Source organism: Acidovorax sp. M14, assembly GCF_049331375.1.
Classification (GTDB): domain Bacteria; phylum Pseudomonadota; class Gammaproteobacteria; order Burkholderiales; family Burkholderiaceae_C; genus Acidovorax.
The window spans coordinates 4771642-4785286 of record NZ_CP186263.1; the positions used below are offsets into that span (position 1 = coordinate 4771642).

Consider the following 13645-nt stretch of genomic DNA (forward strand, 5'->3'; position numbering starts at 1 on the left):
TTGCACATGCGACTGATCTCACACAAACCCCTGTGGCTGGCGCTGGTCCTGCCACTGGTGGCCTGCTCCACCACCGCACCCCCAGCCCAGGTCGAAACACCCGTGCCCATGGGCTGGCAGGCCCCCTTGCCGCACCAGGGCTCCCTCACGGACATGGCCCGCTGGTGGACCCAGCTGCAAGATCCGCTGCTGGTCGAGCTGATCGACGCCGCCCAGGCCGTGAGCCCCGGCATCGCGCAGGCCCAGTCGCGCATTGCGCAGGCCCGCGCCACGCAAGTCGGTAGCCGGGCGGCGTTGTTGCCCGCGCTTGACGCTCAGGCCAGCGCCAGCCGGGGCTTCAATGACCAACTGGCCCGCGTGGCCACCACATCGCAGGCCGGACTGCAGGCCAGCTGGGAGCTGGACCTGTTTGGCGCCAACCGCGCCGCCAAAACTGCGGCCGATGAGCGGCTGGCGGGCGCACAGGCCCTGTGGCACGAGGCGCGTGTGAGCGTGGCGGCCGAAGTAGCACAGCAGACCAGCAGCATCCGCACCTGCCTGGCCCAGCAGCAGGTGGCCGAGCGCGACGCGCAGTCCCGTGGTGAAACGTCTCGCCTGTCTCAGTTGAGTGAGCGCGCGGGCTTCACCGCGCCCGCCACGGCCGCACTGGCCCGTGCCAGCGCCGCCGAAGCCCAGGCCCGCGCCTCGCAGCAGCGCATGCAATGCGATGTGGAAGTCAAGGCCCTGGTGGCGCTCACCGGCTGGGAAGAACCCACGCTGCGCACCCGGCTGGCCGAGCCGGTGGCTGCTGCCCCGGACACGCTGTTTACCGTGGACGCACTGCCCGCGCAGGTGCTGGCCCAGCGCCCCGACGTGTACAACGCTGAGCGCGAAGTAGCGGCTGCCAGCGCCGACGTCGCCAGCGCCCAGGCCCAGCGCTATCCACGTCTGACCCTCAGCGGCAGCGTGGGCGCAGCCCAGGTGCGCACGGGGGGCGTGAGCACCGACCTGAACACCTGGACCATCGGCCCGCTGGCGCTCAGTGTGCCCCTCTTTGACGGTGGTCGCCGCGCTGCGCAGACCGATGCGGCGCAGGCCCGCTATGACGAGGCCGCCTCGCAGTACCGGGCCAAGGTGCGCCAGGCCGTGAGCGAGGTCGAGCAAGCCCTGGTGCGCCTGCAAAGCACGGCCGAGCGCAGTGCCAGTGCGCGCACTGCCGCCGACGGCTACCGCGCATCGTTCGAGGCGACCGAGGCGCGCTGGCGCGGCGACCTGGCCAGCCTGGTGGAGCTGGAAGACGCCCGGCGCACAGCGCTGGCCGCCGACAACGCGCTGATCGCGCTGCAGCACGAGCGCCAGACCGCCTGGATTGCGCTGTACCGCGCCGCTGGCGGCGGATGGAAGCTATGAGACACCCCCTGAGGCGCTTTGCGCCTCGTCTGCGCATCGCCGGTTTCAAGCGCAGTGGGCTGCGCCCAACACCATGCACAGCGGATATGAATTTTTCAGGACAGATGCACATGCAACACTCCTCCTTCTCCTTCAAGTTTTCCCCCACCGCCTTCGCCGTGATCACCGCCTGCGTGCTGGCCACGGGCGGTGCGCTGGTTTTCTCGGGTGCATCGCGTGCCGCCGATGAACCCAAGGCGGGCCAGCCCCGGCCTGCGCTCACCGTCAGCACGGCGCAACCGCAGCGCATGCAGGTGCCGCTGCGCCTGGCCGCCAATGGCAACATCGCGGCCTGGCAAGAGGCGAGCATTGGGGCCGAGAGCAACGGCCTGCGCCTGACCGACGTGCGTGTGAACGTGGGCGATGTGGTCAAGGCCGGGCAGGTGCTGGCCACCTTCTCGGCCGACACGGTGTTGGCCGATGTGGCCCAGAGCCGCGCCAGCCTGCTCGAAGCCCAGGCCAATGCGGCCGAGGCCGCCGCCAATGCCGATCGCGCCCGCTCGCTACAGGCCACGGGCGCACTTAGCCAGCAGCAGATCCAGCAGTTCACCACTGCCGAGCAAACCGCCAAGGCCCGCGTGGAGGCGTCCAAGGCCGCGCTGAACGCGCAGCAGCTGCGCCTCAAATACACGCAGGTGGTGGCACCTGACAGTGGCGTGATCTCGGCCCGCACCGCCACCGTGGGCGCAGTGGTAGGTGCCGGCACAGAGCTGTTCCGCATGGTGCGCAAGGGCCGCCTGGAGTGGCGCGCCGAGGTCACGTCCACCGAGCTGCGGCGCATCCAGCCCGGCGCCAAGGTCAGCGTTACCGCCGCCAGCGGCACGGTGGCCGAGGGCACCGTGCGCATGGTCGCGCCCACGGTGGACCCACAGACGCGCAATGCATTGGTCTACGTGGACCTGCCCTCCAACACCGACTTCCGTGCCGGGATGTTTGCGCGGGGCGAATTCGCGCTGGGCAGCAGCGACGCACTCACGGTGCCGCAAGAGGCGCTGGTGGTGCGCGACGGGTTCTCGTACGTGTTTGTGGTGGGCGGCGACCAGCGCGTGCAGATGCGCAAAGTCCAGACCGGCCGCCGCGTGGCCGACCGGGTCGAGGTGCTGTCGGGCCTGGACGCCGGGGCCTCCGTGGCCGTGCGCGGTGCGGGCTTTTTGAACGATGGTGACCTCGTGCGCGTGGCGGCCCCTGCGGCAGCCCCTGCGGCGGCGCCAGCGGCGGGCAAGCAGTCCTCCAGCGAGCATTTCATGCAAAAAGTGCCTGTAGCGCTAGTGAATCATGCGCAAACAGCTATCAATTAAGGAGCATTCCACATGAATGTGTCCACCTGGTCCATCAAGAACCCCATACCGGCGCTGATGCTGTTTGTGCTGCTGACCTTCGGCGGCCTGCTGTCCTTCAACGCCATGAAGGTGCAGAACTTTCCCGACATCGACCTGCCCACGATCTCCGTGACCGTGGCGCTGCCGGGCGCCTCGCCCGCGCAGCTGGAGAACGACGTGGCGCGCAAGATCGAGAACAGCATCGCCACGCTGCAGGGCCTCAAGCACATCTACACCAAGGTGCAGGACGGCGGCGCCACCATCACCGCCGAGTTCCGGCTGGAGAAGCCTACGCAGGAGGCGCTGGACGACGTGCGCTCCGCCGTGGCCCGTGTGCGCGGCGACCTGCCGGGCGACGTGCGCGACCCCATCGTGACCAAGATGGACCTGGCCGCGCAGCCCGTGCTGGCCTTCACCATCGCGTCGGCCCGCATGGACGACGAGGCGCTGTCCTGGTTTGTGGACGACGCCGTGGCCAAGAAGCTGCTCACCGTGCGCGGCGTGGGCGCCGTCAACCGCGTGGGGGGTGTGCAGCGCGAGGTGCATGTGGCACTCGACCCGGTCAAGCTGCAGTCCCTGGGCGCCACGGCGGCCGATGTGTCGCGCCAGCTGCGGCTGGTGCAGACCGAGAGCGCCGGCGGCCGCACCGACCTGGGCGGCAGCGAGCAGCCGGTGCGCACGCTGGCCACGGTGCAGTCGGCGCAGGAGCTGGCGGGCCTGACGCTGGCCCTGTCGGACGGCCGCCATGTGCGGCTGGACCAGGTGGCCACGGTGACGGACACCATCGCCGAGCCCCGCGCGCTGGCCCTGCTCAACGGCAAGCCGGTGGTGGGTTTTGAGGTGGCGCGCAGCAAGGGCGCGAGCGAAGTCGAGGTGGGCGCTGCCGTACAGGCAGCCCTGCAGGAGATGCGCGCGCAGCACCCCGACCTGGAGATCACCGAGGCCTTCAACTTCGTGCAGCCGGTGCAGGAGGAATACGACGGCTCCATGCACCTGCTGTACGAGGGCGCGCTGCTGGCCGTGCTGGTGGTGTGGCTGTTCCTGCGCGACTGGCGCGCGACGTTTGTATCGGCTGTGGCGCTGCCGCTGTCGGTGATCCCGGCGTTCATCGGCATGTACTGGCTGGGCTTCTCGATCAACGTGATCACGCTGCTGGCGCTGTCGCTGGTGGTGGGCATTTTGGTGGACGACGCCATCGTGGAAGTCGAGAACATCGTGCGCCACCTGCGCATGGGCAAGACGCCCTACCAGGCGGCCATGGAGGCGGCCGACGAGATTGGCCTGGCCGTGATCGCCACCACCTTCACGCTGATCGCGGTGTTTTTGCCCACGGCGTTCATGAGCGGCATTGCGGGCAAGTTCTTCAAGCAGTTTGGCTGGACGGCGTCGCTCGCGGTGTTTGCCAGCCTGGTGGTGGCGCGCCTGCTCACGCCCATGATGGCGGCCTACATCCTCAAGCCCATCGTGGGTGACCACAAGGAGCCGCGCTGGATGACGGTGTACCTGCGCTGGGCCGCGTGGTGCATCAAGCACCGGTGGATGACCTTCATAGCCACGGCGGCGTTCTTCATCGGCTCACTGGCGCTGATCCCGCTGCTGCCCACGGGCTTTATCCCGCCGGACGACAACTCGCAGACGCAGGTGTACCTGGAGCTACCGCCCGGCGCCACGCTGGCGCAGACCCGTGCCGTGGCCGAAGACGCGCGCCAGCGCATCGCCCAGGTGGAACATGTGCAAAGCGTGTACACCACCATCGGCGGCGGCTCGGCCGGCACCGACCCCTTCATGGGCGGCGCCAGCACCGAAACGCGCAAGGCCACGCTCACCATCCTGCTGTCCCCGCGCGGCGACCGGCCGCGCAAGCAGGGCATCGAGAACAAGATCCGCGCCGCGCTGGAGACGCTGCCCGGCGTGCGCAGCAAGGTGGGCCTGGGCGGCTCGGGCGAGAAGTACGTGCTGGTGCTCACCGGCGACGACCCGCAGGCGCTGACCACGGCCGCCTTGGCGGTTGAGAAGGACCTGCGCACCATCCCCGGCCTGGGCAGCATCTCGTCCACCGCCAGCCTCGTGCGGTCGGAGATCGCCGTGCGCCCCGACTTTGCCCGCGCCGCCGACCTGGGCGTGACCAGCAGCGCCATCGCCGAAACCCTGCGCATTGCCACGGTGGGTGACTACGACGTATCGCTGCCCAAGCTCAACCTGGCTGCGCGCCAGGTGCCCATCGTCGTCAAGCTGCAGGACGATGCACGCAAGGACCTGTCGCTGCTGGAGCGGCTGCCGGTGCCCGGCGCCAAGGGCCCGGTGATGCTGGGCCAGGTGGCCACGCTGGAGTTCAGCGGCGGCCCGGCCGTGGTGGACCGCTATGACCGCGCACGCAATGTGAACTTCGAGATCGAGCTGTCGGGCCAGCCGCTGGGCGACGTGACCAAGGCGGTGGAGGCGCTGCCCTCCATACAGAACCTGCCGCCGGGCGTGCGCCAGATCACGATTGGTGACGCCGAAATGATGGGCGAGCTGTTTGCCAGCTTCGGCCTGGCCATGCTCACTGGCGTGCTGTGCATCTACATCGTGCTGGTGCTGTTGTTCAAGGACTTCCTGCACCCGGTGACCATCCTGGCGGCGCTGCCGCTGTCGCTGGGCGGTGCGTTTGTGGGGCTGCTGATTGCACAAAAGAGCTTCTCGATGCCCTCGCTCATCGGGCTGATCATGCTCATGGGCATTGCCACCAAGAACTCCATCCTGCTGGTGGAATACGCCATCCTGGCGCGGCGCGAACACGGCATGACGCGTTTTGAGGCGCTGATCGATGCCTGCCACAAGCGCGCACGGCCCATCATCATGACCACGCTGGCCATGGGCGCGGGCATGCTGCCCATCGCCATTGGACTGGGCGCGGCCGACGCGAGCTTTCGCTCGCCGATGGCGGTGGCGGTGATTGGCGGGCTCATCACCTCCACGCTGCTGAGCCTCTTGGTGATTCCGGCAGTGTTCACCGGGGTGGACGACTTGGGACAGGGGTTCGGGCGGCTGGCCCGCCGCCTGCGCGGGGGGCGCCATGCCCCGGGAGCGCCGGCGGCCCCCGCAGCCACGGCAACGGCGCCATCAGCGCCGCATTCCGCCCCCTGACGCCAGCACTTGGCGCGCCCCCCCGGCGTGAGCCCAAAAAGCAGGGCAATCACGGGGGTTGCGCGGGCTTTGGCGGGGGGTAGCCGTCGGATAATGCAACGCGCACCATGAACCTCGTCAGCCTGAACATCGAATCCATCCAGCTGGGCCACCCCTTGCCTTTTGTGCTGCGGGGGGCCGATGGCGTGTTGCTGGCGCAAAAGGGCTATGTGATCCGCACCCGCGACGAGCTGGCCAAGCTGGTCGAACGGGGCCGCGAGCTGTGCGTGGACACCGACGAATCCGGCGGCAGCCACCGCGCCTACCTGGCGCAGCTGCAGCGCATGCTGATCGCCGACACCAACCTGGGCGAGATCGCCGCCATGAAGATGACGGCGGGCGAGCAGGCCGCCGCTGCGGCCGCCGCGCGTGCGGGCAAGACCCTGCCCGACTGGCCCGAACTGCAGTTGCGCGCCACGCAGCTGCTGCGCGCTCCGTCGCCCAGCGACTTTGGCGGGCGCTTCCAGGCGCTGCACGACGAGCTGGCGCGCCATTGCGAACAAACCCCCGACGCCACGTTGCTGGGCCTGATTTACCTGTCGGCCCAGGAAACGCGCATGTACAGCGCCACGCATTCCATGCTGGTCAGCTGCGTGTGCATGGTGGTCGCCCGCGAGATGCTGCGCTGGCCCAGCAGCCGCGTGCAGCAACTGGGGCACGCGGCGCTGAGCATGAACATCGCCATGACCGAGCTGCAGGACCAGCTGGTGCTGCAGGCCCAGCCCCTCACCGCGACCCAGATCGCGGCCGTGGAAGACCATGCGGCGCGGTCCGAGGCGCTGCTGCGCCACCTGGGCGTGGCCGACCCGGTGTGGCTGGAGGCCGTGCGCTGCCACCACCACCGCACGCCCGGGCCGCTGTCCAAGAAGACCGAAGCCCAGCAGATGGCGCGCCTGCTGCAGCGTGCCGACATTTTTGGCGCCCGCCTGGCCCCCCGGGCGGCGCGGCTGCCCATGCCCGTCACCGCCGCCATGCAGGCCAGCTACTACGACGAAGAACACCAAGTGGACGAGGCCGGGGCCGCCCTCGTCAAAACGCTGGGCGTCTACCCCCCGGGTGCCTTTGTGCGCCTGGCCAGCCGTGAGGTGGGCGTGGTCATCCGCCGGGGCACCACAGCCACCACCCCCCGTGTGGCTGTGGTGACCAACCGCGACGGCATGGCCACGGGCGAGCCCATCCCCCGCGACACGGGCATGCCGCCCTGGAAGGTCACCGGCGTGGTGGCGTTCAAGGACGTGCGCGTCAACCTGTCGCTGGACCGCCTGCTGCAGATGGTCTGACGCCTGGGAGGGCGCTGAAATCCCTCCCAGTTTCCGCGCGCCGCCGCTGTCTGCAGAGCGCTACGCCTCCCCTCTGATACGTGCATGGAGCGTCGCCCCATGCGTGGCTCCTGCCGTCCGTCACAGGGGCTGACGCCGTATCCCCTCCTTCCCTACCGGGCCATGGGCTGGTGCCGGTGGCACTGCGCGGCCGCCTTTTGCCCCCGCGCGTCCCGTTTCCTCTCGAAATCTGAATCCAAACGCGTGTGCGCCACGTAAACCATTCAGTACAAATAAAAACTCATGTGGACAAAAAATGATGAAATGGTTAAATTGGCTGCACTCACTGCCCAAAGTCCTATGAAACGCCTGACAAGACTTCTCTCGACCGCCGCCGCCCTGGGGGCCTGGCTGTCGCTGGCGCCCGCCGCCCAGGCGGCCGACGCGCCTGCCGGATGCCCGGCCACGCTGCAGCACACCTTCCCGCGCCTGCAGGACGAAAAGCCCCAGTCGCTGTGCCAATACAGCGGCAAGGTGGTTCTGGTGGTCAACACGGCCAGCTTCTGTGGTTTTACCGGTCAGTACAAGGGGCTGGAAGAGCTGTATGCCCGCTACAAGGACAAGGGGCTGGTGGTGCTGGGCTTCCCGTCCAACGACTTTGCCCAGGAAAAAGGCAGCAACAAGGAAATCGCCGACTTCTGCGAAAACACCTTCGGCGTGAAATTTCCGATGTTTGCCAAGAGCAGCGTGAAAGGCCCCGAGGCCTCGCCGCTGTACCAGCAGCTGGCCCAGCTGTCGGGCACGGCGCCCCGCTGGAACTTCCACAAGTACCTGCTGGGCCGCGACGGCAAGCTGGTGGACAACTACTCCAGCCTGACCGGGCCGGACAACAAGGGCCTTGTGCGTGCCATCGAACAGCAGCTCGCCCTGCCTACTCCCCGGTAAGCGCCATGACTTCTTTACATTTCTTGAAAAAAAATACAGGCGCCCTCTGGAACTTCGCCGCAGCGGCCCCACTCTATCCATTGCGCAAGACGATTGCGCGGCGTACAGTTTTAACGTTGCGAAGCCTTTCGGGCCCCTGGGTTCCGACTGACCTCCTGGAGCGCTTCTCCTCCCTCCCTCTCTTATTCGTTTCGGGACGCTTCGCAACCTTTTTATTCCAGTCGCCGGCCAGAGGGGGCCGGCCATGAAAATCGCCATCATCGGCTCCGGCATCTCCGGGCTCTCCGTCGCGCACCAGCTGCGCGGCCAGGCGAACATCACGCTGTTTGAGGCGGGCGACTACTTCGGTGGGCACACCCACACCGTCGATGTCACCTTGCCCGATGCGTCGGGAACCCCCGTCACCCACGGCGTGGACACCGGGTTTCTGGTGTTCAACGAGCGCACTTACCCCCACCTGATCCGCCTGCTGACTGAGCTGGGCGTGGAGACGGCTAAATCCGACATGTCGTTTTCGGTGCAGGTGCCCGCGGCATTGGGCGGTGGCCGCGCGCTGGAATGGAGCGGCACCAACCTCAGCACCGTGTTTGCCCAGCGCTCCAACCTGGTCAACCCGCGCTTTCTGGGCATGCTGCGCGACCTGCTGCGCTTCAACAAGCTGTGCACGCGCATTGCCGAAAAGCAGGCCGAGGCCGCGCTGATGCAGCCCCTGGGAGACTTCCTGCGCGAGCACCGCTTTGGCGACGCGTTCCGCGACTGGTACTTCTTGCCCATGCTGGGCTGCATCTGGAGCTGCCCCACGGACCAGATGCTGAAGTTCCCCGTGGCCACCATGATCCGGTTCTGCCACAACCATGGCCTGATCCAGGTGAGCAACCGGCCGCAGTGGTGGACGGTGTCCGGCGGCGCGCGCCACTATGTGGACAAGATCGTGGCGAGCATTGCCGACAAGCGCCTGAACACCCCCGTGCGCCGCATTGAGCGCGACGCCGCCGGTGTGCGCGTGGTGACTGCAGACCGCACCGAACACTTTGACAAGGTGGTGCTGGCCACACACTCTGACCAGTCGCTCGCGCTGCTGGCCCAGCCGACGACCCAGGAGCGCGCCGTGCTCGGCGCCATCCGCTACCAGGCCAACCGCGCCGTGCTGCACACCGATACGTCGGTGCTGCCCCAGCGCCGCGCCGCCTGGGCCGCGTGGAACTATGAGCGCGCCCAACAGCGCAGCCGAGAGTCGGCCCGCGTGTGCCTGCACTACCTCATCAACCAGCTGCAGCCCGTGCCGTTCGCGCAGCCCGTGGTGGTGTCGCTCAACCCGGTGCGTGACATTGCGCCCGAGCACGTGATCGGCAGCTACGAATACGCCCACCCGGTGTTCGATATGGCCGCCATCCGCGCGCAGCAGCAGGTGGGCAAGCTGCAAGGGCAGCAGCACACCTGGTTCTGCGGCGCCTGGACGGGCTACGGCTTCCACGAGGACGGGCTCAAATCTGGCCTGGCCGTGGCCGAACAATTGCGGGCGGCCCTGCCAGCCCCCTTGGCGGAGGCCGCGTGAGCCACGCCCCAGCCCCATCCGCAGCGCCCCTCATCGGCTTCGGCCTGGTGCGCCACACGCGGCTGCGGCCCCGGCGGCACGCGTTTGCCTACCCCACGTTTTTCCTGATGCTGCCGATGCGCAGCCTGAGCGGCACACACACCAGCACGCGCACTGGCACGCACACGCCGCTGGCGGTGAACCGCAGCGGCGCCATCAGCTTCCATGATGTGGACCACGGCGACGGCCGCAGTGCCGCGCAGGGCGGGGCGCTGGCGTGGCTGGACGAGCTGCTGCGCACCGAAGGCATCACCGACGCCACGGGCGAGGTCTGGCTGCACTGCTACCCGCGCGTGCTGGGCTACACCTTCAAGCCCGTGAGCTTCTGGTATTGCCACCGGGCGGACGGCCACCTGCGCGCCATCGTGGTCGAGGTGAATAACACCTTTGGCGAGCGCCACTGCTACCTGCTGGACGCGCCGCAGTACGGCGTGGAACAGCGGGCGCGCAAGGTGTTCCATGTGTCTCCCTTTTGCGAGGTGAGCGGCGGCTACCGCTTCCGCTTCATGCGCACCGAGGCCAGTACCAAGGCCGGTGCACAGGACGCAGGCCGCACCGTGGTGCGCATCGACCACGACGACGACACCGGCCCCCTCATCCAGACCAGCGTGAGCGGCACCCTGCAGGCCATCACCCCACAGACCCTGCGCCAGGCGCTCTGGGGCTACCCGGCCATGACGCTGGCCATCATCGCCCGCATCCACTGGCACGCGCTGCAGCTGTGGCTCAAGCGCGTGCGTTTCCACCGCAAGCCCGAGGCGCCCGCCGCCGCTGTGACCCGTTGATTTCCATGACGAACGAGACCGCCATGAACTCCACCACCGCCCCCCGCTCTGCCCAAGCCCTGCCCGCCGGCACCCCTGCTGCTGCCCGCACGGCGCTCAAGCTGCTGCAAAAGCTGCAGCACGGTCACCTCACGGTGCAGCTGCCCGACGGCACCCTGCAGCACTTCGGCCACGGCAACGGCCCCTCGGCCGCGATCACGCTCAAGAACTGGAACGTGTGCAGCGCCGCGCTCAAGTCGGGCGACATCGGCTTTGCCGAGAGCTACATCGCGGGCGACTGGACCACGCCGCACCTGACCGACCTGCTCAAGCTCTTCATCGCCAACCGCCAGCAGGTCGAAGGCGTGATCTACGGCACCTGGGCGGGCCGCCTGCTGTACCGCATCAAGCATTTGCTCAACCGCAACACCCGCGCCAACAGCCAGAAGAACATCCACGCCCACTACGACCTGGGCAATGCGTTCTACGAACTCTGGCTGGACGACACGATGAACTATTCGTCCGCCTGGTTCGAGGGCGACGCAGGCGGCGACATGCGCACCGCGCAGCACGCCAAGGTGCGCCGCGCCTTGCGCATGGCGGGGGTGGAGCCCGGCTCCCGGGTGCTGGAGATCGGCTGCGGCTGGGGCGCGCTGGCCGAGATGGCAACCGTCGAATTCGGCGCCCGCCTGACGGGGGTGACGCTGTCCACCGAGCAGCTCGCGTTTGCGCAAAAGCGCATGGCGCAGCAGGGGGTGGCCGAACGTGCCGACCTGCGCCTGCAGGACTACCGCGACATCCAGGACGGCCCGTACGACGCCATCTGCTCCATCGAGATGGTCGAGGCCGTGGGCCGCGAATACTGGCCCACCTACTTCCAGTCGGTGAACCGCCTGCTCAAGCCCGGCGGCAAGGCCTGCATTCAGAGCATCGTCATCGACGACAGCCTGTTCGACCGCTACATCAGTTCCACCGACTTCATCCAGCAATACATTTTCCCCGGCGGCTGCCTGCCCTGCCCGCGCGAGTTCCGCCGCGAGGCCGAGGCCGCAGGCCTGCGCGTGGTGGACGAGTTCGCGTTCGGCCAGGACTACGCCGAAACCCTCAAGCGCTGGCGCGAGCGTTTTCTGGCGCAGCGCACGCAGATCCTGCAGCTGGGCTTTGACCAGCGCTTCATGCACATCTGGGAGTTCTACCTCGCGTACTGCGAAGCGGCGTTTGCGATGAGCAACATCGACCTGGTGCAGTACACGCTGGTCAAGGACTGATCAAAAACCGAGAATTGCTATGAAAAACATAGCTATTACCGCAATATTCACTAGCGCTTTGATGGCTTTTGGACCTCAAACCGCGCTGGCGCAGGTGGCAGAGGCCAGCGCCGCCGCTGCAGCCCCGCTGTCGGGTGCGCGGTTGGTGGGGCAGGGCGTGCTGCGCTTTCTGGGGTTTGAGATCTACCGCGCGCGGCTGTGGGTGCAGCCCGGCTTTGATGCCGACAACTACGCGGCCCACCCCTTGGCGCTGGAGCTGACCTACCACCGTGACTTTTCGGCGGACGCCATCGCCAAGCGCTCCATCGAGGAGATGCGCCGCGTGGGCAGCTTCACGCCCCAGCAGGCCACGCGCTGGCAGCAGGCGCTGGCCGCCGCCTTGCCAGATGTGAAGGCGGGCGACCGGCTGCTCGGCCTGTACCAGCCCGGCGCGGGCGCCGTGTTCAAGATGGGCGGGCGTGTGGTGGGCGAGGTGCCCGACGCCGAGTTCTCGCGCCTGTTCTTCGGCATCTGGCTGTCGCCACAGACCTCCGAGCCTGGACTGCGGCAAGAACTGATCGCCGCCACCCGCACGGCGGGCCAAGGGCAGCAATGACTACCCACACGCCCATTCGCGCCGGCCAAGGCCTGGCCTATGGGCTGCTGGGCCTGCCGCTGGCGTTCGTCGCACTTCCGCTGTATGTGCTGCTGCCCAACCACTACGCGCGCGAGTTCGGCATGCCACTGGCCACGCTGGGGTCGGTGCTGCTGGCGGCGCGGCTGTTTGATGCGGTGTCCGACCCGCTGCTGGGCCGCCTGTCGGACTACCTTTTTGGCCGCTCGGTGCGCGCCGTGCTGGCTGTGGGCGCGGTGTCTGCCGTGGTGCTGGCACTGGGGCTGACCAGCCTGTTCTTCCCGCAGGTGCGCGGGGCCGACGCGCTCATCGCCTGGGCGCTGGTGGCGCTGCTCATCACCTACACCGCCTACAGCCAGCTGGGCATTGCGCACCAGTCCTGGGGTGCGCGTCTGGGCGGCGACGAGCTGCAGCGCGGCCGCATCGTGGCCTGGCGCGAGGGCGCAGCGCTGGTGGGCGTGGTGACGGCCTCGGTGCTGCCCTCACTGCTGGGCCTGCCGGTCATGCTCAGCGTGTTTGCGTTCACCTTGCTGCTGGGCTGGTGGGCATGGACGCGCGCCCCGCGCCCCACAGGCCACACAGGCGCCGTGGCCGGCGTGTACCGCCCGCCCCAACGTGCCAGCCTGTGGCGGCCCTGGGGGCGGCCCGCCTTCCGCCGCTTGCTGGCGGTGTTCATGCTCAACGGCATTGCCAGCGCCATCCCCGCCACGCTGGTGCTGTTCTTCATTCAGGACCGCCTGCAGGCCCCGCCCGCGCAGGAGCCGATGTTCCTGGCCGCTTATTTCGTCTGCGCGGCGCTGTCCATCCCGCTGTGGCTGCGTGCCGTGGCGCGCTGGGGCCTGGCGCGCACCTGGCTGGCCGGCATGCTGCTGGCGATTGGCGTGTTCGTGTGGACTACGTTCCTGGGTGCGGGCGATGTGGTGCCATTCCTCATCGTCTGCGCGCTGTCGGGCTTGGCCCTTGGCACCGACCTGGCACTACCCAGCGCCTTGCTGGCTGGCGTGATTGCCGCCGAGGGCGACAGCGGCCAGCACGAGGGCGCGTACTTCGGCTGGTGGAACTTTGCCACCAAGCTCAACCTGGCGCTGGCCGCAGGCCTGGCGCTGCCGCTGCTGGGCTGGTGGGGCTACACGCCAGGCACACGCAGCGACGACGGTCTGCACACCCTGGGGCTGGCCTACGCCGTGCTGCCCTGCGCGCTCAAGCTGCTGGCAGCGGCGGCGCTGTATTGGCTGGTGCTTCGGCCTGCGCGCGGCGCGGCCAGTGCCTGATTTTTCAAGGGATGCCCAA

At 68.2% G+C, this 13645-nt stretch carries 10 protein-coding genes; all 10 read left to right on the top strand.

The window, feature by feature from the left end:
• Positions 1 to 6 precede the first annotated feature (6 nt).
• Positions 7 to 1389 (top strand): efflux transporter outer membrane subunit, encoded by a 1383-nt coding sequence (locus ACOYR4_RS22290; protein ID WP_422848088.1) that lies wholly within the window; start codon positions 7 to 9, stop codon positions 1387 to 1389.
• 110 nt (positions 1390 to 1499) lie between these two features.
• Positions 1500 to 2726, top strand: coding sequence for an efflux RND transporter periplasmic adaptor subunit (locus ACOYR4_RS22295; protein ID WP_422848089.1), 1227 nt, complete (start codon positions 1500 to 1502; stop codon positions 2724 to 2726).
• 12 nt (positions 2727 to 2738) lie between these two features.
• Positions 2739 to 5873: an efflux RND transporter permease subunit gene (locus ACOYR4_RS22300; protein ID WP_422848090.1), complete on the top strand. Its 3135-nt coding sequence runs from the start codon at positions 2739 to 2741 to the stop codon at positions 5871 to 5873.
• 107 nt (positions 5874 to 5980) lie between these two features.
• A complete protein-coding gene (locus tag ACOYR4_RS22305) occupies positions 5981 to 7192 on the top strand; it encodes an HD-GYP domain-containing protein (RefSeq protein ID WP_422848091.1) in 1212 nt (403 codons plus the stop codon).
• 339 nt (positions 7193 to 7531) lie between these two features.
• Complete coding sequence (locus tag ACOYR4_RS22310) at positions 7532 to 8116, top strand: glutathione peroxidase (RefSeq protein WP_422848092.1); 585 nt, start codon at positions 7532 to 7534, stop codon at positions 8114 to 8116.
• A gap of 244 nt (positions 8117 to 8360) precedes the next feature.
• Positions 8361 to 9671 carry an NAD(P)/FAD-dependent oxidoreductase gene (locus ACOYR4_RS22315; protein ID WP_422848093.1) on the top strand — a complete coding sequence of 437 codons (1311 nt, stop codon included), beginning with the start codon at positions 8361 to 8363 and terminating at the stop codon, positions 9669 to 9671.
• The gene (locus ACOYR4_RS22320) at positions 9668 to 10495 is read left to right on the top strand and encodes a DUF1365 domain-containing protein (protein ID WP_422848094.1); all 828 of its coding nucleotides are present in this window, start codon (positions 9668 to 9670) and stop codon (positions 10493 to 10495) included. Before ACOYR4_RS22315 ends, ACOYR4_RS22320 begins: the two co-directional genes overlap by 4 nt.
• A 23-nt stretch (positions 10496 to 10518) precedes the next feature.
• Entirely contained in the window at positions 10519 to 11742 is a 1224-nt protein-coding gene (locus ACOYR4_RS22325; protein ID WP_422849697.1) for a class I SAM-dependent methyltransferase, read from the top strand.
• 61 nt (positions 11743 to 11803) lie between these two features.
• A complete protein-coding gene (locus ACOYR4_RS22330; RefSeq protein WP_099732304.1) occupies positions 11804 to 12337 on the top strand; it encodes a chalcone isomerase family protein in 534 nt (177 codons plus the stop codon).
• A complete protein-coding gene (locus tag ACOYR4_RS22335) occupies positions 12334 to 13626 on the top strand; it encodes an MFS transporter (RefSeq protein WP_422848095.1) in 1293 nt (430 codons plus the stop codon). Before ACOYR4_RS22330 ends, ACOYR4_RS22335 begins: the two co-directional genes overlap by 4 nt.
• Positions 13627 to 13645 lie beyond the last annotated feature (19 nt).

Excerpts from the sequence above, each read along its gene's own strand:
- ACOYR4_RS22290 (WP_422848088.1), top strand. The coding sequence starts at position 7 with ATGCGACTGATCTCACACAAACCCCTGTGGCTGGCGCTGGTCCTGCCA.
- ACOYR4_RS22295 (WP_422848089.1), top strand. The coding sequence starts at position 1,500 with ATGCAACACTCCTCCTTCTCCTTCAAGTTTTCCCCCACCGCCTTCGCC.
- ACOYR4_RS22300 (WP_422848090.1), top strand. The coding sequence starts at position 2,739 with ATGAATGTGTCCACCTGGTCCATCAAGAACCCCATACCGGCGCTGATG.
- ACOYR4_RS22305 (WP_422848091.1), top strand. The coding sequence starts at position 5,981 with ATGAACCTCGTCAGCCTGAACATCGAATCCATCCAGCTGGGCCACCCC.
- ACOYR4_RS22310 (WP_422848092.1), top strand. The coding sequence starts at position 7,532 with ATGAAACGCCTGACAAGACTTCTCTCGACCGCCGCCGCCCTGGGGGCC.
- ACOYR4_RS22315 (WP_422848093.1), top strand. The coding sequence starts at position 8,361 with ATGAAAATCGCCATCATCGGCTCCGGCATCTCCGGGCTCTCCGTCGCG.
- ACOYR4_RS22325 (WP_422849697.1), top strand. The coding sequence starts at position 10,519 with ATGAACTCCACCACCGCCCCCCGCTCTGCCCAAGCCCTGCCCGCCGGC.
- ACOYR4_RS22330 (WP_099732304.1), top strand. The coding sequence starts at position 11,804 with ATGGCTTTTGGACCTCAAACCGCGCTGGCGCAGGTGGCAGAGGCCAGC.
- ACOYR4_RS22335 (WP_422848095.1), top strand. The coding sequence starts at position 12,334 with ATGACTACCCACACGCCCATTCGCGCCGGCCAAGGCCTGGCCTATGGG.